22 protein-coding genes are annotated in these 20,177 nt (G+C 37.8%); 13 read left to right on the top strand and 9 right to left on the bottom strand.

The features are described 5' to 3' along the window. Positions 1–189: 189 nt before the first annotated feature. Entirely contained in the window at positions 190–1,797 is a 1,608-nt protein-coding gene (locus tag DS031_RS18405; protein WP_113807525.1) for an ATP-binding protein, read from the bottom strand. A gap of 263 nt (positions 1,798–2,060) precedes the next feature. Between DS031_RS18405 and DS031_RS18400 the strand changes: the two genes are divergently transcribed. The 4 genes from DS031_RS18400 (at position 2,061) to DS031_RS18390 (ending at position 5,964) form a co-directional block, all read left to right on the top strand. Further along, positions 2,061–3,221, top strand: a complete 1,161-nt coding sequence (locus DS031_RS18400) for an HD-GYP domain-containing protein (protein ID WP_113807524.1) — start codon at positions 2,061–2,063, stop codon at positions 3,219–3,221. Positions 3,222–3,375: 154 nt separating this feature from the next. Then, entirely contained in the window at positions 3,376–4,578 is a 1,203-nt protein-coding gene (locus DS031_RS18395) for a PqqD family protein (protein ID WP_113807523.1), read from the top strand. Positions 4,579–4,673: 95 nt separating this feature from the next. Continuing rightward, the gene (locus DS031_RS23850) at positions 4,674–4,835 is read left to right on the top strand and encodes a hypothetical protein (protein ID WP_181833235.1); all 162 of its coding nucleotides are present in this window, start codon (positions 4,674–4,676) and stop codon (positions 4,833–4,835) included. 232 nt (positions 4,836–5,067) lie between these two features. Beyond that, a complete protein-coding gene (locus DS031_RS18390) occupies positions 5,068–5,964 on the top strand; it encodes an AEC family transporter (protein ID WP_113807522.1) in 897 nt (298 codons plus the stop codon). Positions 5,965–6,134: 170 nt separating this feature from the next. On the opposite strand, the gene DS031_RS23845 is transcribed toward DS031_RS18390, so the two are convergent. Continuing rightward, positions 6,135–6,272 carry a hypothetical protein gene (locus DS031_RS23845; RefSeq protein ID WP_181833234.1) on the bottom strand — a complete coding sequence of 46 codons (138 nt, stop codon included), beginning with the start codon at positions 6,270–6,272 and terminating at the stop codon, positions 6,135–6,137. A 396-nt stretch (positions 6,273–6,668) separates the two neighbouring features. On the opposite strand from DS031_RS23845, the gene DS031_RS18385 reads away from it, so the two are divergent. Continuing rightward, on the top strand, positions 6,669–6,824 hold the full coding sequence (locus tag DS031_RS18385) for a BH0509 family protein (RefSeq protein WP_113807521.1): 156 nt from the start codon (positions 6,669–6,671) through the stop codon (positions 6,822–6,824). Positions 6,825–7,008: 184 nt separating this feature from the next. Then, positions 7,009–7,542: a hypothetical protein gene (locus tag DS031_RS18380; RefSeq protein ID WP_113807520.1), complete on the top strand. Its 534-nt coding sequence runs from the start codon at positions 7,009–7,011 to the stop codon at positions 7,540–7,542. A gap of 159 nt (positions 7,543–7,701) precedes the next feature. On the opposite strand, the gene DS031_RS18375 is transcribed toward DS031_RS18380, so the two are convergent. After that, on the bottom strand, positions 7,702–7,959 hold the full coding sequence (locus tag DS031_RS18375; RefSeq protein ID WP_113807519.1) for a CsbD family protein: 258 nt from the start codon (positions 7,957–7,959) through the stop codon (positions 7,702–7,704). A gap of 138 nt (positions 7,960–8,097) precedes the next feature. Between DS031_RS18375 and DS031_RS18370 the strand changes: the two genes are divergently transcribed. The 4 genes from DS031_RS18370 to DS031_RS18355 all read left to right on the top strand — a co-directional run bounded on the left by DS031_RS18370 (position 8,098) and on the right by DS031_RS18355 (position 13,501). Continuing rightward, positions 8,098–8,340, top strand: coding sequence for a hypothetical protein (locus tag DS031_RS18370; RefSeq protein ID WP_113807518.1), 243 nt, complete (start codon positions 8,098–8,100; stop codon positions 8,338–8,340). Positions 8,341–8,394: 54 nt separating this feature from the next. Further along, positions 8,395–10,959 (top strand): PBP1A family penicillin-binding protein, encoded by a 2,565-nt coding sequence (locus DS031_RS18365; protein ID WP_181833233.1) that lies wholly within the window; start codon positions 8,395–8,397, stop codon positions 10,957–10,959. 165 nt (positions 10,960–11,124) lie between these two features. Beyond that, on the top strand, positions 11,125–12,312 hold the full coding sequence (locus DS031_RS18360) for a GerAB/ArcD/ProY family transporter (RefSeq protein ID WP_113807516.1): 1,188 nt from the start codon (positions 11,125–11,127) through the stop codon (positions 12,310–12,312). A gap of 88 nt (positions 12,313–12,400) precedes the next feature. Continuing rightward, positions 12,401–13,501 carry a GerAB/ArcD/ProY family transporter gene (locus DS031_RS18355; protein WP_181833232.1) on the top strand — a complete coding sequence of 367 codons (1,101 nt, stop codon included), beginning with the start codon at positions 12,401–12,403 and terminating at the stop codon, positions 13,499–13,501. 32 nt (positions 13,502–13,533) lie between these two features. Here DS031_RS18355 and DS031_RS18350 read toward each other — a convergent pair whose 3' ends face one another. After that, positions 13,534–14,709 carry a MalY/PatB family protein gene (locus DS031_RS18350; protein WP_113807514.1) on the bottom strand — a complete coding sequence of 392 codons (1,176 nt, stop codon included), beginning with the start codon at positions 14,707–14,709 and terminating at the stop codon, positions 13,534–13,536. A 112-nt stretch (positions 14,710–14,821) separates the two neighbouring features. Between DS031_RS18350 and DS031_RS18345 the strand changes: the two genes are divergently transcribed. Both DS031_RS18345 and DS031_RS18340 read left to right on the top strand, forming a co-directional pair. Next, positions 14,822–15,442: an HAD family hydrolase gene (locus tag DS031_RS18345; RefSeq protein WP_181833231.1), complete on the top strand. Its 621-nt coding sequence runs from the start codon at positions 14,822–14,824 to the stop codon at positions 15,440–15,442. Between the two features lie 12 nt (positions 15,443–15,454). Beyond that, on the top strand, positions 15,455–16,234 hold the full coding sequence (locus DS031_RS18340; protein WP_113807512.1) for a YwqG family protein: 780 nt from the start codon (positions 15,455–15,457) through the stop codon (positions 16,232–16,234). Positions 16,235–16,485: 251 nt separating this feature from the next. Here DS031_RS18340 and DS031_RS23840 read toward each other — a convergent pair whose 3' ends face one another. The 3 genes from DS031_RS23840 to DS031_RS18330 form a co-directional block, all read right to left on the bottom strand. Beyond that, positions 16,486–16,653 (bottom strand): hypothetical protein, encoded by a 168-nt coding sequence (locus tag DS031_RS23840; RefSeq protein ID WP_181833230.1) that lies wholly within the window; start codon positions 16,651–16,653, stop codon positions 16,486–16,488. A gap of 117 nt (positions 16,654–16,770) precedes the next feature. Further along, a complete protein-coding gene (locus tag DS031_RS18335; RefSeq protein ID WP_113807511.1) occupies positions 16,771–17,511 on the bottom strand; it encodes a UTP--glucose-1-phosphate uridylyltransferase in 741 nt (246 codons plus the stop codon). After that, positions 17,501–17,968 (bottom strand): NUDIX hydrolase, encoded by a 468-nt coding sequence (locus tag DS031_RS18330; RefSeq protein ID WP_113807510.1) that lies wholly within the window; start codon positions 17,966–17,968, stop codon positions 17,501–17,503. The genes DS031_RS18335 and DS031_RS18330 overlap by 11 nt, the downstream gene beginning before the upstream one ends. A 239-nt stretch (positions 17,969–18,207) precedes the next feature. On the opposite strand from DS031_RS18330, the gene DS031_RS18325 reads away from it, so the two are divergent. Next, positions 18,208–19,335, top strand: coding sequence for an SLAC1 family transporter (locus DS031_RS18325; RefSeq protein ID WP_113807509.1), 1,128 nt, complete (start codon positions 18,208–18,210; stop codon positions 19,333–19,335). Positions 19,336–19,494: 159 nt separating this feature from the next. Here DS031_RS18325 and DS031_RS18320 read toward each other — a convergent pair whose 3' ends face one another. Next, positions 19,495–20,019: a nitroreductase family protein gene (locus DS031_RS18320; protein ID WP_113807508.1), complete on the bottom strand. Its 525-nt coding sequence runs from the start codon at positions 20,017–20,019 to the stop codon at positions 19,495–19,497. A 2-nt stretch (positions 20,020–20,021) separates the two neighbouring features. After that, complete coding sequence (locus DS031_RS23835; protein WP_181833229.1) at positions 20,022–20,159, bottom strand: hypothetical protein; 138 nt, start codon at positions 20,157–20,159, stop codon at positions 20,022–20,024. Positions 20,160–20,177: the final 18 nt, after the last annotated feature.

The following is a 20,177-nucleotide window of genomic DNA, read 5'->3' as shown; positions in this document are numbered from 1 at the left end:
CATTGTTCGAAGAATATGACCCATTTATGGGAGAGAAAAATCGGAAGAAATAAAGAAATTCTTTAGAATTAGTGAGTGAATGTGGTGCAGAAGGGAAACCCTTTCAGCGGGCCTTTTAGGCCCAGGCCGGTAACAGAGGCTTTCAGCCGCAGAGCAAACCACCAGTTCACACTGGTGGTTTTGATTTTTCTACATAACCGGCAGTTCAATCTCAAACGTTGTCCCATTTCCTTCTTCACTTTCGATCGAAATGTTGCCGTTATGCTGTTCAATAATTCGAAAACAAATCATCAGCCCAAGACCAGTACCCGTTTCCTTTGTCGTATAAAACGGTTCGCCTAATTTTGAAAGCACATCTTGTGGAATCCCAGTGCCATCATCTTTTATCCGAATTAACGTATGGTCCTCTCTTTTCTTTATCGAAATATCAATGTTTCCACCATTTGGCATCGCTTCTGTCGCATTTTTAATAATATTAATAAACACCTGCTTTAATTGATTACCATCACAGTGAACAGGTGAAACTGTTTCATCTTGTTCATAGTTAATTGTAATATTTTGAGAAGATGCCTGTGTTTTTAATAAAAAAATAACGTGCTGAAACAGCTCTTCAAGATTGTTTTCTTGATAATTTGTTTTTTGCGGTTTTGCCAGCATAAGAAATTCATTGACAATTGATTGAATGCGTTCAAGCTCAGATTCCATAATCGATAAATGAAAAACATCATCTCCAACTGCTTTCGCTTTCATCATTTGTGTAAACCCTTTTAATGAAGTGAGGGGGTTTTTAATTTCATGTGACAGTCCTGCCGCAAGCTCTCCTACAGCTGACAGTTTTTCTGACTGTACGAGCAGTTCCTCTGTCTTCTTTCGCTCGGTTATATCGCGTGTTACTACAATCGTCCCTTTACGCTGTCCATCTTCTTTAAACATCGGCACTGTCGTTATTTCATATGTTTGTTCAGTGCCTTCCATATCCATTACTGTTTTTTCAAAGGTTACTTCAAGCTTGTCATGTCCTAGTAAATGATCTGTATGTTCAGCATTTTCAAAAATGGACTTGTAATGAAAGGAGTTTTCCGCAAGCTCTTGATCAGTTTTTCCTTTGTAAAAATGACTGTCAATCGAGAAAAACTCTATTGTTTTTTTATTTGCCTCCACCCAATGACCCGCTTCATCTTTTAAAACAACGCTGTCTGGAAGGGCGTTCATCAAAGTGCGCAGTTGTTTTTCGCTTTCACTAATAGTAAGCGTGTAGCTGTGAAACCTAGAAAGTAAAATATAAGCAGCAGCACTAAGGGTAGAAAGGATAATAATAGGGATAAGAACAGTTGTATCTTGAATAACTAAACCTTCTATTCCATACTTACCTATTATTCCAATTGATACGGTCCAAAAGAAATGTTTGTTAACAAAGATAGGTGAAAATAGAATAATGATAAGTTCAACAATATTTCCATTTTCAAAAGCTCCGCTGTAATAAAAATTAAGCATATCATTTATAGTACTAAGTATAAGGTATGTGTAGAAGTATAAGTATTTAATAGAAAATATTTTATGGTTTTTTACTAAATAAAATGCAAGTGGTAGAATAGCAAACTGGATAATGTGTGTCCAAATACCTAAATGTCCTTTTTCAGGATAGCCTATTTTATATGATGGATTAATGTATAACGGCGTAAAATAATAGTAAAAGGCATCATAACCAATACTTATTACGTAAAATAAAATTAAAAAAAACTTTAGGGAGCGGTTTTCTTCTTTTACCAGTGATTTTGCTGTCGCATTTTCTTTCATAAAATTTCCTCTCTATATTCTATTAATTGGCCATACAGATTAACTTTACTACTATCTTCTTTTAAATACAATAAACGTATTTCTTATATTTTAAAAAAGGATATAAGAAGAAATTATCTTATCAATAAATAGGATAAAATCCAATAAAAATCCTTTTAATTAGTAAAAAAAGTTTCGTTCGTATAGTGTAAAATAGATAAGTAGGTTACACAGACGAAATATTTATATATAATAAGAATAAGACAGGAATTGAGAGGGAGTCTATGGGGGAAAACCTAAAACGAGCTGCACTTAATAGTGAAGAGCAGCGTACAGTAAAACTATTTATTACTTTGTTTTATATTATTAGCATTAGCTATGATACCTTTTATTATTATATTCTTCCAAAGTTTGTTTATCCTGATCGGAAAATTGGCTTTCCGGAGCAAAGTTTAGGTTTGTGGATGTATGCAGTTGAATTTGCACTTATTCCTTTTGCAGTTTATTTAGTGAAAATAAATCGTTCTCACTTAGTTAAATACATTTATATATTAACGTTTGTAATGATTAATATTATAAATGAGCTTCTTATTTATTTTCAGTCAGATGAAATCTATCAAGCTGGAAATATTGTAGAGTTGTTTATTATTTTATTCTCTCCAATCTTTGTGAATAAACGCTTTTTTTTAGTGGTATTGACAAGTATTATTTCTAAATATCTTATCGTAGGGTTGATCATTGGGGATACACGATCTTTTTTTCCTATTATCCTTCTTCTGTTTTTTGGAGTTTTTGCTTATATTTTATTAAATAGATTTCAAGGTTATGTAAAAGCAGTCGAGCAGTCTTACTCTAAGCAAATTGAAGGCATTGTATCAGGGATTATTACATCATTAGAGCTTAAAGACCCTTATACAAGGGGGCATAGTCAGCGGGTGGCAAATTATTCGTTAATACTGGCGGAAAAGACAGGGCGTTTTACAAAGGAGGAGTTACAATCATTTAACTATGCTTGTTTGCTTCATGATATTGGAAAAGTAAATATTCCAGACACTATTTTAATGAAGCCAGGTCGTTTAACAGATGAAGAATTTGAAATTATTAAAACACATCCCACTGTTGGCGGTAAGGCTGTAAAAGCTATGGATGGACTTGAATGGTGTGTGGATGTGGTGCGTTTCCACCATGAACGTTGGGATGGAAGTGGATATCCTGATGGTTTAAGGGGAGAGGCGATTCCTTATACAGCTAGAATTGCCGCGATTGCCGATGCTTTTGATGCAATGACTACCTCCCGTTCTTATCGATCAGCACTACCTTCACAAACAGCATATGAACGGATTGTTGAAGGCAGCGGCACACAGTTTGATCCGCAATTAGTGGAAGTGTTTAAAAGTGTTTATCTTCAATGGGTTAAAATTGTAAAAAGCGATGAAGTAAACTAATAATGAAAGAAGGAAAATTCATGAAAATCCGTAAGTTGAAAAAGGTAAAAACAACTTGTTGGTGGTGCATTTGGCTGGGTGAATAATAATACTGTAATGATAGAGGATGCTGCTGAATAAGCATCCTTTTTAAAATAAAAAAAGGTGGATATGAATGAAAATAACACTAACAAGTAAAGTGAAATTAGTGAAACTTATTATTCATGAGGACAACAAGGAATTTATCGTCGAAGATCCACAAAGCAATGATTATTTTCAAATGAATGCATGCAGTATTGATGCGATCCGTTTATTAAACAGCAATCAATCGTTAGGGGAAATTGAAGAAAAGTTGTCTTCCAAATATCCTGAAGAAGACATTGATATGATTGCGTTTACCGAACAGCTGATCGAGCTCAAATTAATAAGAGAAATCGATGGACAAGCTGTTGAAAGAAAGAAGAATGTTACGAGGCAAACAGGCTTCAACTGGCTTCCGTCCTCAATAGGAAAATTCTTTTTTTCAAAAGCGATGCGTGTTTTCTATTTTTTTCTTTTTATAAGCAGTATTGGTCTTATGATTTATAATCCTAATCTTTTTCCGCATTACCGTGATCTTTTCGTATTTGAGCATATGACATTTAATTTGCTGTTATGGATGGGTGTGTCACTTATCATTGTTCTTCACCATGAGCTTGGTCATCTTTTAGCAGTCCGATCATACAATTTTCCAGCGAGACTTGGAATAAGCAATCGTTTGTTTCTCGTGGTATTTGAAACAGAAATGAACGATGTTTGGAAGCTGAAGAGAAGTGAGCGGAACATGCCGTATCTTGCGGGACTGTGCTTTGATATGGTGCTTCTATTTGGGGCGCTCTTTGTGCAAGCCGCCTTTCCCGACGCACCAGCTATCCTGCATGCGCTAAGTGCGCTTATTGTTTTTGATATTGTGATCAAAGTTGTCTACCAATGCTGCTTTTATATGAAAACAGATCTTTATTATGTAATTGAGAATATGACGGGCTGTTATAATTTAATGGAAAACAGCAAACGCTATTTGCAGCAATACTTTCCGTTTATTCGAGCTGAACGTGATGCAGCTTCTTTTGAGGGAGAAGAGCGTGTCATTCGATTATATGCTTTTTTCTATTTAGTTGGCATTGGATTATCGCTCGCTTTGTTTACGTTTTATATGATTCCACAAATGGTTTACACGTATACAAAAACACTGCCCCATTTAACGGCTTCAATGAGCAGTTATTGGTTTTGGGATGCGGTCATTATTTTATTGCAGTCTCTGTTAATGATTGGACTCTTTGTTAGAAGTCAGCTCATAAAGCGGAAAGAAACAAAAGAAGAATGGCAAGTCAGCGCTTAAAGCATTTATTGCTTTAAGCTTTTTTAATTCCATTGAATGATCTTCTTTTCTTGATACAAACTAAAAACGATTCTTTAAAGATGGAAGGTGAGAAAATGGATAAGTTTCATTTAGCTGATTTAAACGAAGAGGAACATGCGCGGTTAAAGGCGCTTGAAAATGAATTAGGGATCGTCTTAATTGCATGGGAAGATGGCGAAGTAAAGCAGCATACGTATGACAATTATTATGATTTAGTGGAAGATGATCGGCTTTAATAAAAGAAAAGGGGGTGTCTCATTAGGGTCTGCCCCCCCACAACCTCATACAAGATATAGATCCGTTTTATAACACGTATACTATATATGAGGCGGGGAGGGTCTGACTCTATGTTTTTGAGACACCCCTTTTTTGGTTAAAAAGTTTATAAACCCTATTAAATTAGTTGTTTATGATATGATAGATTGTAGAGATTAACGTGTTTTCATGGATAGGGTGGGGAGAAGAGAAATGGAAATTTTTATTAATGTGGTGCTGCCTGTTTTTTTAATCTTTGCGGCAGGATTTTTTATTCAAAAGTGGAAGCGTCTTGATATTCGTTCTGTATCAACTGTTGCGATTTATGTGTTAAGTCCATGCCTTGTATTTCGAACGTTTTATCATGCCAACCTTGATGCACAGTATATGAAAATGGTCTTGTTTGCACTTGCTTTGTTGTTTGCAATTATTTTGTTAAATAAACTATATTGTATCGTGCGCGGCTATTCTTCTTCGGTTGAAAATGCTCTTGTGTTATCAACAGCTTTTATGAATTCCGGAAATTACGGGGCACCCATTATTTTATTTGCGTTTGGTGAAGTTGGATTTGCGTATTCAATTAGCTTTATGGTGCTTCAATCTGTGATTATGAACTTTTTTGGTGTGTACTATGCTGCAAGAGGTTCTGCCGGATTTAAGCTTGCTCTTTTAACCGTATTTAAAATGCCGGCAACGTATGCGGTGATTATGGCCCTTTTTATGCAGTTTTTCAACATAGAAGCGCCTGCTAATGTGTTTTCAGCGGTTGATCTCGTTGCAGAAGCAGCGATTCCAGTTGTGATGCTTGTATTAGGGATGCAGCTTGCCCAAATTACATTAACAAACCTTGAATTTGGAAAAATTACATATGCATCGATCATGAGGCTGTTTTTATCACCGGTGATCGCGGCTTTAATTATTATGATTCTTCCAATGGATCCGCTTCTCGAAAAAGTGTTAATTGTTTCAGCAGCGATGCCAACTGCCGCTACGACAACTATGTATGCGGTTCAGTTTGAGACAGAGCCAGAGCTGGTATCAAGCATCACGCTTGTTACGACAGTGCTCAGTATTTTAACGATTACAGCCTTACTAACTTTTATTGCCTAAAATATAAAAAAGGGGTGTCTCAAAAGCATAGGGTCAGACCCTAATGAGACGCCCCTTTTTTGTGCGCTGGGATTTCCAGCAATCTGGGTGGAGGTTAAGTACACATGGACAAGTAAGCAGACTCAAAGATGTAGTGTACGAGTGCTCAGCGAAACATGTGAGCGTGGTTGTTATTCTGCTGTTTCTGTTTCTTCTGTTTGCTCTGTTCCTGTTTCTTCTTCTGTTGGTTCTTCTTCTGTGTTACATGCAGTAAGAAGCATTGCTGCTAGAAGTGATGCTGAGATTTTCCATAATAGCTTGCGTTTCATATTATCGCCTCGCTTTTGGATTTTTCTTTCGTACAAGATTTAAGATATCATGCAATTGTTTAGGGAATATGAAGATTATGTAAATTTGAGTTAATAAATGAAAAATAGGTCTTTTATCATGGGTATAGGAAAAAAAAGAGAAAAGGCGGGGTACCTTTTCTAAGTTATATAGAGATAGGGGAGGAAGTTTGTGAAAAAAGTTTAGCTTAGTATAAGTAGTACCCGCTCCTTTTTGTTTATAAACTCCTATTTTTTATTTCATCCAAAAACTATATCAATTGCTCGCAATCAAACCATTATTGATATTGGAGTTTTACTAGAAAACCTCATACAATAACTATATGAAAGCGATTACAAAAACCAAATGCTCAAGAAAAGGAGCAGGGAGGATTTCATATGAGCCAGCAGGAAAGAAGTTATATGGTTGAATTTTTGTACAGCAAAACAACGATCAGCCCGGACAAAATTATGAGAATGACGGATGCGGAAGTTGAATACTACCATTGGCTCTATTCTGACGAAGAAAACGAAGATTATGTACGAGTTCATTAATTAGTAGATTGATCATAACGATTCGACATATAACTAGAGTTTCCACAAATAAAGTAGAAGCAATATAGACTGTTAGAAGGACTGTTATCAAGCGGATAATGGTTCTTTTGTATGAGAAAAATGTTTAATCGAAAGCCTTTCCGGTTAATGATTTACTAATACATTAACGAAGGAGGCTTTTTGTATGAAACGATTTTTAACATCCCTATTAATTGTCAGTGCACTTGCAGGGTGCAGTGAAGCAGAAGATGTATCACAAGATGGCGAAGAGGCTGTTGATACGATTGAAAATGAAGGAGAACAAGCAGCAGAAGAGATCGGTGACGCTCTTGAAGAAACAGAAGAAGCGGCCGAAGACTTTGCAAATGACATCGAACAGTCAACAGAAGAAGTAATCGCCGGCATGGATGAAGAGCTTCAAAAAGCAGAGGAAGAAATTGATGCCGCTCTTATTGGTGAAGGAGAAAGTGCTGTTGTTACAGAAGATGCCTATGCAGCAGTAACGGAAGAAACATATGATGAAATGTTTGACTATATTGAAACAAATGATTATGACGGTATCGAGGAAATGAAAACAAATAATGATGTGGTGTTAATGAAAAAAGGAACAGAAGTCATGGTGATGGACCGCGTCTCATTAAGAGCCCACGTTGAAGCCTCAGATGGTACGACCGGCTATTTACCTGTGAAACTATTAGAACCAACAGCAGCAGAATAATCGATTGAAAAACCTAAGCGAACAGCTTAGGTTTTTGTATGTATATGCATTCACCTTAAACATTTTTCAAAATCAACATGATGTCCACAAATAAAGGTGAAATGATACATAAATAGAGCTGACTCTAAGTTGTATAGAGTCAGCTTTTATTCATCAAAATTAATAACGATCTTTTTTCATTTCACTGATTGTTTCCCGTGCTTCTCCGCGCGCTTTTTCTTCGCGTCCTTCCATTTTCTTTTCAGGGTCATTTGTAAGCTCGCCGTATTTTTCTTTCGCTTTTCCTTTTACCTGCTCAAAATTCCCCTTTGCTTCTTCTTTTTTATGATCTTGTTTGTTGTGATCAGTATGGCGATTCCATTCCGCCTTTGCCTCGTTTTTCATTTCTTTAAACTGCTGACTTAAATCTTTTTTCATCTAAAACGCCTCCTCAATAGGTGAGATAGTTTACTATTCTATTAACCTAAAAAAAGAAAATTAAACATGTTTAGTTTTTTAAAACATGGGAATTACAACTACACCAATATAAGCGAAAAAGGAAAGGGGAATTTGTTCATGATGATTAAAGGAAAAGAACGCGTACGCTTTGACTGTGTTGGAACGATTTGGGAGCCGCATATTTACAAATGCAAAAGCTGTGAAGAAGAGTTTCGCTATCAGTTAGCAGCAGAACGCTCCAAAAAAAGCTATTTGCTTTCTTGTCCAAGTTGTGAAGAAAAAGAGCCGGTTGAAAAATTGTCTCCGAAATCTTTTGAAATTGTCGGTGTGATTGAAGATCCTGTTTTCGTGACCACATAACCTCATTGAAAGAGGGTGTGGATCCTTTTTTTAGAAACAAAGAGAGGACCTATGATGATGCCTTTTAAACATGTATTAAATAAACCTAATCGTAATGTAAAGGAGAAAAAGGATAAGAAAATGAAACAATTTTTGATTATGACGCTTGTTGCATTATTAATTGTTTTTAACATGACGGTCATTACAGGAGCTGTTTCTGCTTATGCGTATCTTAAAGATGCCCCGGAGCTAAATACGGAGCTTCTGCAAGAACCGAAATCATCTGTTATTTATGATAAGGACAACAAGGAAGTTCGTTATTTAGTGGGCAAAGAGTACCGAAAATATACGGCAATTGAGGATATTCCAAAAAATGTGCAGAGAGCATTTATTGCGGTTGAAGATATCCGTTTTTATGACCATGCCGGCATTGATATAAAACGGATTGCCGGCGCTGTATTAGCTAATATTAAAAATGGCTTCGGCTCTGAAGGGGCTAGTACAATTACACAGCAGGTTGTAAAAAATTCATTGCTAAGCTCTGAAAAAACACTCGAGCGCAAAATTAATGAAGCTTATCTTGCCGTTAAACTTGAAGAAAATTATTCGAAAAACGAAATTTTAGAAATGTATTTAAACAACATTTATTTTGGTGAAGGTGCATATGGTGTTGCAGCAGCAGCGGATACGTATTTTAATAAATCACTCCACCAATTAACAACAGCAGAAATCGCACTTCTTGCAGGTCTGCCTCAGCGGCCAAGCGGCTATAATCCATACAATTATCCAAAAGTGGCAGAAGAGCGCCGGAATACTGTGCTTGCGTTAATGAAAAAGCATGAAGTGATTACAGAAGAAGAGGATAAAGAAGCGAAACGTATTCCTGTTGAAGAGATGCTCTACATAAAGAAACAGAATGAAAGCCAGTATGATGCCTTTATTGATAAAGTTGTTAAAGAACTAGTGGACAAAGGAATTAGTGAAACAGTGATTTACAATGGCGGCTTAAAAATTTATACAACATTAGATCAGGATGCGCAAACACATGTTGAAAAGGTGCTTTCAACAGATGAATATGTCACCTATCAAGATGAACAGCTTCGTTCAGGGATTGTGCTGATGGATACACAAACAGGGGAAATCCGTGCGATTGGCAGCCGCAGAAATGGCGAGGAAAAAGTAGCAAAAGGCTGGAATTACGCACTTGATAATAAGCGTCAGCCTGGTTCTACTGTTAAACCAATTTTAGCGTATGGGCCTGGGATTGAGCATTTTAAATGGTCAACTTATGAACAGTTTTTAGATGAGAAGGTTGAAATATACGGCAAAGAAATTCAAAACTGGGATGAAGAATATCACGGTTATATTGATATGAGTGAATCATTAAGACAATCTTACAACATTCCGGCTGTGAAAGCTTACCTTGAAGTTGGTCCGGAAAAAGCAAAAGCATTTGCAGAAAAGGTTGGACTTAAACTTGATGAAATTTATCCTTCTTATGCGATTGGCGGTTTTAAGCATGGATTATCACCGCTTGATCTTGCCGGCGCTTATGCGGCCTTTGGGAATAGAGGAATGTATCAAGAACCGTATGCAGTAAAAAAAGTGGTGTTTCCAGATGGAAAAGAAGAACAATATGGTTCTGAACCTGTGCAGGCTATGCACGATTATACAGCTTACATGATGACAGATCTGTTAAAAACGGTTGTTGAGAAAGGAACAGGCCGCGCAGCAGCTGTTGAGGGACTGCCTGTGGCCGGCAAAACAGGGACAACGAATCTGCCTGAAGGAATTTCAGGAAAAGGAACAGCAGATGTTTGGTTTGCAGGTTTTACAACACGTTATACAGCAGCGGTTTGGAGCGGTTATGATGCAACCACACAGGAAACATATATTAAAGAACAGTATGATGATGTGTCAAAAGAAATTTTTAAAGAAGTGATTGCTTATGTGTCAAAGAACATTGAAACACCAGACTTTACAAAGCCGAGCTCTGTTATGGCAGTAGAAATTGATAAAAAAACAGGGCTTCAGGCAAACAGTTCGACACCAGCTTCGCAAAAAGTAACAGAATTGTATGTAAAAGGCACATCACCAAAACGCATTCCAACTTTAGATGCTAAGAAGAAAAATAGTAAAAAAGAGAGTAAGTTCGTTCTCTCTTCTTCACAACTACAAGAAGAAGTTCAGACAGCAGAACAGCAAAAGGAAGTACGAGAAAAGCAGGCAGAAACCGTTCAAGAAGAGCCGAAACAACCTGTAAAAGATGAACAGCAGAAGCAGGAGGAACAGGTGGTGAAAGAAAGACAAACAAAACCTGAGGTGAAAGAGGAGGAGCTAAAGAAAAGCGAGCAGCCAATAGAGGAAGCTCCTGCTGAACAACCACAAGAACAAGAGTCACAAGAACAGCCAGAAACTGAAGAAAAACCGAAAGAGCAGCCAAAACAAGAAGAAGTGAAAGAAGAGGAAGAACCACAACCAGAGGAAAAGCCAAAGCAAGAGTCTAAGTCTAAACTAGAAGAAAAGCCGAAACAAGAATCTAAATCGGAAGAAGAAGTGAAAGCTCAAGAAAACCAGAAGCCTGAAGAAACAAAGCAGCCAACAGAGGAAACTGCAAAAGATGAAAAACAAACTGACTGAAGAAGAGCCAATTGGTGGCTCTTCTTTTTTTAGGTGGGGTCTGACCCCTCAAATGTACAAGTGTTCATCTGAGAAGGACTCTAAGGCGATGTAAGTTTTAACGAAATTCAGCCAGAAGTCCCCTTCCTCAAGCGCAAAGCGGTAGGGAGGGGAGGTTCATGGTAGATGAAGAGGGGGTTTGAAAGAGTATTATTGTATAAAAAGGTAAAAATAGAAATAAGAAGGTATTGGTTAGGTGTGATGCAAGATATGAAAGTAGGACAAGAAAAAATATCGGCACGTCAATTCATGATTTTAGTGTTTCTTTATTCTGTTGGTACAGCTATTTTAGTTACACCGGCAGGACTTGCCGCAGAAGCAGGACAAGATGGCTGGATTGCAGTTCTTATTGGGATTGGAGTTAGCTTATTATTAGTGCTTTTATATAATGCAGTAGGCAGTATCTATCCGAACTTAACGCTTATTGAAAAAAATGAAAAAATCTTAGGGAAATGGCTTGGGAAATTCATTTCACTACTAATCGTTTTTATGGCCTTTCATACAGCTTCAGAACTCATAACAATTGTTGGCATATTTATGACAACACAAATGCTAGAGAATACGCCGCTTTGGGCGCTTAATAGTTTTTTTGGTCTTATTGTTATTTTTGCACTGCGGCTTGGTATTGAAGTGTTAGCACGTGCGGCGGAAATTCTTTGTGTATGGTTTGGGCTGCTGTTTTTTATTTTAATCTTGTTTTTAGCACCGGAAATTAATATAGAAAATCTGCAACCTGTTTTTGAAATGGAAGTAAAGACGCTTATTAAAGCATCTCTTGTTTTTACAGGTGTTTTAACGTTTTCTCCTGTACTGTTTTTAATGATTTTCCCTGTGGCTGTCACGGATAGAGCGAAGGGGAAAAAAGGATTTTTTATTGGAACGCTGCTTGGGGGAGCTGTACTGCTTATTGTTACTTTACTTACTGTTTTAGTAATCGGACCAGAGTTAACAGCGAACCAACGTTATCCAAGTTATGTACTGGCGAAAAAAATTAATGTTGGTGATTTCATTACTCGTATTGAAGCGGCGATGGCTGCGATTTGGTTAATAACAATTTACTTTCGTCTCATGATTTACATATATGCAGCCGTCATTGGATTTGCGCAAGTGTTTGAATTAAAAGATTATAAGCCTCTCGTTTTTCCTTTAGGAATTATCATGATTGTGATTTCGTTACATTTATACCCAACAGAAGCATTTCCAACTAAATATTTTGAAGTATGGCCTTTTTATATTGCTTTATATGGCCTTGTTTTGCCAATTTTATTGTTAGTTGTTTATAAGGTTAGGAAGAAGTTTGCTAAGGAGCAATGATTGAAATGATATTTTTGTACTAAAAGTATATGTGTGAAAGAAAGGGAAGAATAAGGAGAAAACCCTCTAAAAAAAGGTGGAAAACATGTTGAAGAGCGGTAAAATATCCACTCGGCAATTTGCGTTACTCGTCTTTACATTTACAGTTGGAAGCTCGATTCTACTTGTACCGTCTCTTTTGGCTGGTGAAGCAAAGCAGGATGGATGGCTTGCTGGAATTGCCGGGCTTATCATTGGCTTACTATACGTCCTGCTTTATAGTAGGCTTGGTAAAAAATATCCTACAATGACAATTGTCCAGTATAGTGAAGTTGTTTTAGGCAAATGGTTTGGAAAAATCATCGCCGTGCTTTTCTTTTTTTTCTTTTTCATTATCAGTTCAAGTTTATTATGGGATATCGGTAATTTTATGACTACCCAAGTATTAGCAGGAACACCCATTCAAATGGTCTATATTACTTTTACGCTTGTCACGATTATGGGAGCCAAGCTTGGAATCGAAGTGTTAGGCCGAACTGCTGAAATTTTTTTTCCATGGATTATGCTTTTCTTTCTATTAATCGTTGTGTTTACGACACCGCATATTCACTTTCAAAAAGTACAGCCTGTTTTAGAAAACGGCATAACACCTGTCGTTCGCGGTGCTGTTTTATTTAGTGTTATTCCATTTGTGCAGCTTTCTGCCTTTTTAATGGTTATTCCTTCATTAAAAGAAATAAAAAAAGTAAACAAAAGCTTCTTGATTGGCGCTGCGGCAGGAGGAAGTTTGCTGCTTATCATTTCAACGACAGCTCTGTTCGTGTTAGGTGTTGATTTAACTGCAAGAAACCATTTTCCAAGTTATATGCTCGCAAAGAAAATAAGCATTGGTGGTTTTTTAGAACGAATTGAATCGTTTGTGGCGATGATGTGGTTTATTACGATTTTTTTTAAGCTAACCATTTGCTTTTATGCGCTGTCACTAATTCTTTCGCAGATGCTTGGAATAAACAATTACCGCGTTGTTACGCTGCCGCTTGGAATGCTTATTATTGTTTTTGGTCTTATTATTTTTCCAAATGAAGCCTATGCTGGCCGTTTTGTGATGGAAACATGGCCGTTTTATGCGTTAACATTCGGTTTCTTTTTGCCGCTTTTATTGCTGGTGTTCAAAACGGGGTCTGACCCCTCAAATAGACAAAAACGCTAAAATGTCCATCTGAGGGGGACAGGTTTTGTTTTTTAATCAATTTTTTTTATGGCTTTTTCAATGCGTACTAAAGCTTCTTCTAAAATACTTCTTGGGCAGGCGATATTGATTCGCTCAAACCCTTCCCCAGGACTTCCGAACGTATAGCCCTCATTTAAAGCTACTTTTGCTTCTTTTTGAATCAGCTTTTTTAGCTCCCGGCTGTCTAGGCCAAGCTTTCTGAAATTAAGCCAAATCAAATATGTTCCTTCTGGCTCCACCACTTCTACATTTGGAATCCGTTCGTTTACAAAGTTTTTTAAGAAAGTCAGGTTATCTTCTAAATAATCGAGCAGCTGTTCAAGCCACTCTTCTCCTTCACGGTAGGCCGCTTCAAAGGCGGGAACAGCAAACGTATTTGGTGAGGTTGTTGCTTGGTTTTGTAAGAGCCGCTGAAACTTCATGCGGTGGTCATGATTTGGAATAACGAGTGTTGAAGCATACAAGCCGGCGAGATTAAATGTTTTACTCGGTGCTAAACATGTAATTGAATGATCTCTTAACTCTTCAGAAATAGCAGCAAGCGGTGTATGCGTATAGCCTTTTCGAATCAGGTCGCAATGAATTTCATCGCTTATTATTAACACATTATGCTTTCTGCAAATTTCTCCGAGTTTGATGAGCTCCTCTTTTGTCCATACTCGTCCAACCGGATTGTGAGGATTGCTTAAAATAAGCAGCTTCACGTCTGGTGTCATTTTTCTTTCTAAATCCTCGAAATCCATCGTATAATGAGTACCATCAAAGTGAAGCTCATTTTCAATAACTTCTCGCTCATTTTGCTTTGCTACTTTAAAAAATGGATAGTAGACGGGTGTCTGCACGATAATTTTATCACCGGGATCACTAAAAGCACGGATAATAACACTTAAGGCCGGGACAATACCAGGACTGAACGTTAGCCACTCTTTTTCAACTTCCCAGTTGTGCCGCTTTTTCAGCCAAGCTATGAGCGGTTCATAGAAGGAATCAGTTGTAATCGTATACCCGTAGACACCGTGTTCTGCCTGCTTTTTAATCGCATCAATAACAGGCTGTGGTGCTTTAAAATCCATATCCGCTACCCACAGTGGAAGCAGCTCTTTATCACCATAAAGTTTTTCCAAACCATCCCATTTTAAAGAGTTTGTATTCGTTCGATCAATTACTTCATCAAAATTGTATTTCATTGAATCGGTCCTCCTTTAGATTGTCCTTTTCACATGGACATTTTTGGTGATTTGTCCATTTGCGGGGTCAGACCCCGTTTATAAAAATCTTAACATAAAAAGGAAGATGATGATGGAAAGAGGAATACTATTTGATATGGACAATACCCTGCTTCAGTCAAACATTAACTTTAAAAAAATGCGCGCTGACATAGCGGAATACGTAAAAAAGCACGGCATTACGAATGGAGTTGATGAATCATTAACATCAGGACAAATTATTGAGCTTGTAAGGGAAAAAGGGATGACCAGTCTAGAAGAGAAGCTGTGGGAAATTGCAGCACATCATGAAACAGAAGGAATGAATGGAGCGGTTTTAGAAGACGGTGCTCTTTCAATGCTTCAGCAGTTAAAAAGTCAGGATATAAAACTTGCCGTTGTAACGAATAATGCTTATGAAGCCGGAAAGCGTGCACTAATCGAAAATAACATTTTTCATTTCTTTGATGAAGTGATTGGCCGTGAAGGAATGGAGGCGTTAAAACCATCTCCATCCGGCTTACTATACGTCATAAAAAAGTTTCCGAATATTTTGTGGCTCATGGTTGGCGACTCGTGGATTGATGGAAAAGCGGCGACAGCGGCAAATATTCCGTTTATCGGCTATCAGAAGGATGTTTCATTTTATAACGCGCATGGAATTAAACCAAAAGCGGTCATTTCACGCTTACAAGAACTTGATCAATTTATTTAAGGAGCTGGAAGAATGGGAAGTCATATTGAGTCACTTATTAAAAAGCATGGATTAGAACACGTGAAAGATGATATTTTAGATGGAGTATTTTCGTGTATTGCTGTGAAGCCGGAAAGAGCCGAGCATTTACCGCTTGGTGCTTCAAAAATGGGTGGTGTTCCTGATCTCCCACAAGGAGAAGACTACCCAATGTATAAAGGCAAACCTCTTCATTTTATCGGACAGTTTAACTTAAAAGAAATTGCTGAACTCAATATCAAAACCGAAATTCCAAAAGAAGGAATGCTTTATTTCTTTTATTATGATGATTGGGAAGATGAGGAGATAGAAGGTGTTTGGGGCGAGAAAGAACAAAAAGACGGCTGGCGTGTGATTTATTATAATGGCGACAATAGTGCGTTAGAGCCAAGAGATCAAGGAATTCATACGTATCCGCAGTGTAAGATAAACTTTGAAGTTGTTGATCGCTTACCATTTATGGATTTTGACGACGATGATGATTTTGACCGTTATGATGAACTGTCTTCAGATCTTCTCCCTAACGAAGGAACGATACATCAAATTGAAGGATATCCACATGCCGTGCAGGGTGAAGTATTTGAAGAATGCGGAGGATATGCTGAAAAGAGTGAGAATGAAGAGGACTGGACGCTTCTTTTTCAAGTTGATTCTGATGAAGAAAACTTAGAAATGATGTGGGGCGATGTTGGCATGCTTTACTTCTGTATCCTAACAGAAGACTTAAAGAATAGAAGATTTGAAGAAGCATGGTGTGTAATGCAGTGCCATTGATGTATGTATAGGGGTCAGACCCCGCAAAAAGACATTTCACTATATTTGTCCATTTGGAGAGGACTCCCTTATAAAGGAGAAAACTTTTTATGAATGAAAAACTTGTTTATTTAATTTGTTACAAGTATGCTTGGAACGGTGCCAGCTGGTGCGGTTGTTAATTTTATTCTTCCTGTAGTGATTGCGAAATTAATTGGGAAGGAACAGACCGCCCAGTCTCAACAAAAAGAAAAAACGCATAAGACAGATTCTTATGCGTCATCACTTGGATCGACTTCATCAAATGAAAGCGTGGTAACAATTGTATAATCGCCTCGTTTTATTTCCTCTTCTGTTGCCTCTGCATTCAGTTCTTCACCATCATCCATTCCTGGTGCAACAGTTGGCTCCTCATTGGAACGCTTATTCGGATCACTCATTGGAATTCCTCCCAGCATTTTTTTATAGTATGTGTGAAAGAGGGGAGGTTATACCGCTTTTTAAAAAAATGTGTCCTTTTCACATGGACAAAAGCGGGTAAATGTCTTTTTGCGGGGTCAGACCCCTAACTCGATGTTCGCTTCAAGCCAGCCTTTTTTACTGCCGATGTCGTAACGTTTTCCGTTTAATAACACACCATATACATCTTTTTCTCTCGCAAGCTCCGCAAAGTAATCGGTTAAAATAAGCTCATTGCTATTAGCAGGCTGCTTTTCACCTTCCAGCAAATCATAAATAATAGGTGACACAACATATCGTCCAATTGATGTATATAAAGAAGGCGGTGTTTCTTTTGGCTTTTCGACAATAGTATGAATTTTAAGGAGGGAAGAAGCTTCTATTTGTTCCACCTCTAACGCATTGTAAGCAGAAATTTTCTCACGTGTTGTTTCTTCAATTCCAGTCACCATTGCCGCATTGTTATGTATAAAATGATCCATTAGCTGCTTTAGAAACGGCGCATCACTTTTAACAATTTCATCTCCTAAGCAAAGCGCAAACGGCTCTTTATTTGTAAAAGCTTTTGTTTGAAGAAGTGCTGAGGCTGTACCGCCTACATCAGGCTGTTCGATCAATGTAATGTTCGGGTGATCGCTGTAATGATTTTCGATTACTTCTTTTCGGTAATTAACAACGATCGCAATTTCCTCAATTCCCGATGTGAGTACTTCATCGACGATATAATCAAGAATCGGTCGATCAACAACGGGAAGCATCGCTTTTGGAATCGCTTTTGTCATTGGCATCATCCGTGTTCCAAGACCTGCCGCTAAAATGACTGCTTTTTTAATTTTCATCGCTAAACTCCATCTTCTCGATAAAGCGCTCTAACATTTTTTTACTCGTTGGAATCATTTTTTCTGGAAGGTTATCGAACGAAAAATATTGAAGATCAAGCACCTCATCTTCATCGATGACCATTTCTCCTTTTACTTCACGTGTCATAAATCCAACAATCACGTTATACACTTGATCGCCATTTGGATAGACGAAATAATAATCTTCACCAGAATAAATATCAACATATGTTAATTCGCCAACTTCAAAGCCTGTTTCCTCACGTGCTTCACGTCTTGCCGCTTCTTCAATTGATTCACCAAGCTCCATAAACCCGCCAGGTATGCCCCAGTCTTTCGTATCGCCGCGGTGCTGCAGTAAAATCCGATTTTTCTGATCTAAAATAAACACGGCAGCCGCTGTTAAAATAAGCGGACGTGAGCCAACTTCACTTCGCAGTTCCTCGATATAGCCCATTTGTAATCCCACCTTTTTATACTTCTATTCTTATGTTTAGTATAGCATGAGGAGAGCAGTGACACCCGTAAGCAAAATCGATAAAAATGTTCATTCGCAGAGTTACCTTCTACAAAAATATGTTATGATAGTTTTATCGTTTAAAAAGAAGTATTTTAGATCTATCTTTAGCTTAAAACCAAGTAAGTTCATAGGATAAGTTTTGTAAGAAAATATACGATTAGAGAGGAGAGAGAAATTTGCTGCAGAGAGTGATGGTTTGTATGCTGCTGTTTGGTGTACTGTTCGTAATGAAGCTGCCGCTGTTTCGGGGAAATCGTGTTGATGCATCTTACGGGGCATTAATTATGGCGGTTGGTATTTTCTTTATTGGAGCAACAACACGTTTTTCATTTTCAATGGAGCTCCCTGCCTATGTGGTTGACTTTCTTCTTGTCATGACTTGGGCTCTTCTTGTGGCAGCCTTTATGCAGGCGGCCTTTAAAGGAGTGTTTCGCAGGCGTTATTTAACTCATCCAGTCCAAAGCTTTGCGGTTGGAACATGGGTGGCTGGAACGTCGATTTTATGTTTAGTGCTCGTAAAGCAGTTTCCGGTCTATAAAGAAGTGATTTCGCTTATTTCATTGTTAAATGGCGGATTGTGGCTGTTTTATTTCATTCTTTGTCTTAAATGCTATAAAGTGATTATTGAGTCAAAGTATTATGAGCGCATTCACGGCGTTCTTTTCCTCTCAACGGTCAGCAAGCAATCACTTGTTATCCTTTACAGTACCTTATTTGAAAATCAAATCTTGCAAGCTGTTAGCAGAGGGATGCTTTATTTAGGCATTATTTTTTATGTTCTTAACTTCTTTTTGATGATAAAGCGTTATTGCTTTTTTAGAGGATGGAGCGTTTCTGAGGATTGGAAAAATACGAACTGTATTGTTCATGGAGCGATGTCCATTACCGGAATTGCTTCGATTATGTCGGGAGTCTTTAGTACTCACGTTATTTTCTTTATCTGGGTTTGGGTGATTGTATGGTTTGTGATAATTGAAGGAATCGAAGTATGGCGTCTAGTTACACGTCTTAAAAACTATTCACTTCAAAAAGCTGCCGGCACTTATCATGTGTCACAATGGGCGCGTAATTTTACATTTGGTACCTTTTATGTGTTTACACTCAATATTGATTTATCAAAAACAGTGTACGGTCCGGAGCCGCTGTTTTTATTTATCCAACAACTTGTGATTGAAGGCGGGTTAGCGGTACTCGTTTGTTTGCTTGTTATTGAAAGTAGTTTGTTCTTTAAAGATACTTTGCCTTGGCGGGAAAGCCGTTTGCTTCTTACTCCGATCCTAAAAAGGAGCTTACCATTCCAATAAAAATTTTTGCCCCCAACCAAACATGTAACTGTCGTAGGATTTATTTCACTAAGCTGGTGATTACTTTGTACATCAAGGCTTGTTCAATGAATCCTACGACAATTAATTTTTACACAGAAAAAGCAGAAGTAGGTAGATGCCAGCTTCTGCTTTTTTTATTTATGAAAATTTCTCATAATGAATAATCTCTTCGCGAGGAAACTGTTTTTTCTTATCGGGCTGTTTCTCCGGATAACCCAACCCTAAAATCGCCACCACTTTTCGATCATCTGAAATGTTTAACGCCTTGCGAACAAAGCTTTCCCGTTTTTCTGATTCGCTCTGATCCTCAGCATGATAAATTGCTCCAAATGCAGCTCCTAATTCAAGATCTACTGCTGTCAGCCATACATATCCTGCGGCAATCGAAGCATCCTGAAGCCAGTATTTGCTAACCGTTGGCCGTCCAGTTACGACGATCGCTGCTGCTGCTTCTTTCAGCCAAGGCACAAAAGGTGTAGCGTCTGCAAGATGATCTAACATGTCTCGTTTTGTAACCACAATAAACTCTCGAGATGGTAAATGGTTGCCGGATGGAGCTAAAAAGGCCGCTTCGACAACACTTTCTAACGTTTCTTTTGGAATCTCCTTTTCACTAAAGCGCGTAATTTCCCGTCTTTTTTGAATTGCATCTAACACATTCATGTTTATGCTCCTTCCACATTTTGATTGTAACAAGGAAAGCATTGCAGTAATTGATCATCTCGGATGACACCATTCAAAAACCCGTTTTGACAATAAATTTCTTTTCCGCATGACACACAGCAGCCGACAAGTTCTTTCAAAATCAGGCCCCCTTTATA

The sequence above is a fragment of the Bacillus taeanensis genome (assembly GCF_003318295.1).
In the GTDB taxonomy this organism is placed as follows: domain Bacteria; phylum Bacillota; class Bacilli; order Bacillales; family UBA6769; genus Maribacillus; species Maribacillus taeanensis.
This window is presented reverse-complemented; position numbering and strand designations above follow the sequence as displayed.

Bases quoted from the DNA above. Each gene is read 5' to 3' on its own strand.
- DS031_RS18405 (WP_113807525.1), bottom strand. From the start codon at position 1,797: ATGAAAGAAAATGCGACAGCAAAATCACTGGTAAAAGAAGAAAACCGC.
- DS031_RS18400 (WP_113807524.1), top strand. From the start codon at position 2,061: ATGGGGGAAAACCTAAAACGAGCTGCACTTAATAGTGAAGAGCAGCGT.
- DS031_RS18395 (WP_113807523.1), top strand. From the start codon at position 3,376: ATGAAAATAACACTAACAAGTAAAGTGAAATTAGTGAAACTTATTATT.
- DS031_RS23850 (WP_181833235.1), top strand. From the start codon at position 4,674: ATGGATAAGTTTCATTTAGCTGATTTAAACGAAGAGGAACATGCGCGG.
- DS031_RS18390 (WP_113807522.1), top strand. From the start codon at position 5,068: ATGGAAATTTTTATTAATGTGGTGCTGCCTGTTTTTTTAATCTTTGCG.
- DS031_RS23845 (WP_181833234.1), bottom strand. From the start codon at position 6,272: ATGAAACGCAAGCTATTATGGAAAATCTCAGCATCACTTCTAGCAGCA.
- DS031_RS18385 (WP_113807521.1), top strand. From the start codon at position 6,669: ATGAGCCAGCAGGAAAGAAGTTATATGGTTGAATTTTTGTACAGCAAA.
- DS031_RS18380 (WP_113807520.1), top strand. From the start codon at position 7,009: ATGAAACGATTTTTAACATCCCTATTAATTGTCAGTGCACTTGCAGGG.
- DS031_RS18375 (WP_113807519.1), bottom strand. From the start codon at position 7,959: ATGAAAAAAGATTTAAGTCAGCAGTTTAAAGAAATGAAAAACGAGGCA.
- DS031_RS18370 (WP_113807518.1), top strand. From the start codon at position 8,098: ATGATGATTAAAGGAAAAGAACGCGTACGCTTTGACTGTGTTGGAACG.
- DS031_RS18365 (WP_181833233.1), top strand. From the start codon at position 8,395: ATGATGCCTTTTAAACATGTATTAAATAAACCTAATCGTAATGTAAAG.
- DS031_RS18360 (WP_113807516.1), top strand. From the start codon at position 11,125: ATGAAGAGGGGGTTTGAAAGAGTATTATTGTATAAAAAGGTAAAAATA.
- DS031_RS18350 (WP_113807514.1), bottom strand. From the start codon at position 14,709: ATGAAATACAATTTTGATGAAGTAATTGATCGAACGAATACAAACTCT.
- DS031_RS18345 (WP_181833231.1), top strand. From the start codon at position 14,822: ATGGAAAGAGGAATACTATTTGATATGGACAATACCCTGCTTCAGTCA.
- DS031_RS18340 (WP_113807512.1), top strand. From the start codon at position 15,455: ATGGGAAGTCATATTGAGTCACTTATTAAAAAGCATGGATTAGAACAC.
- DS031_RS23840 (WP_181833230.1), bottom strand. From the start codon at position 16,653: ATGAGTGATCCGAATAAGCGTTCCAATGAGGAGCCAACTGTTGCACCA.
- DS031_RS18335 (WP_113807511.1), bottom strand. From the start codon at position 17,511: ATGAAAATTAAAAAAGCAGTCATTTTAGCGGCAGGTCTTGGAACACGG.
- DS031_RS18330 (WP_113807510.1), bottom strand. From the start codon at position 17,968: ATGGGCTATATCGAGGAACTGCGAAGTGAAGTTGGCTCACGTCCGCTT.
- DS031_RS18320 (WP_113807508.1), bottom strand. From the start codon at position 20,019: ATGAATGTGTTAGATGCAATTCAAAAAAGACGGGAAATTACGCGCTTT.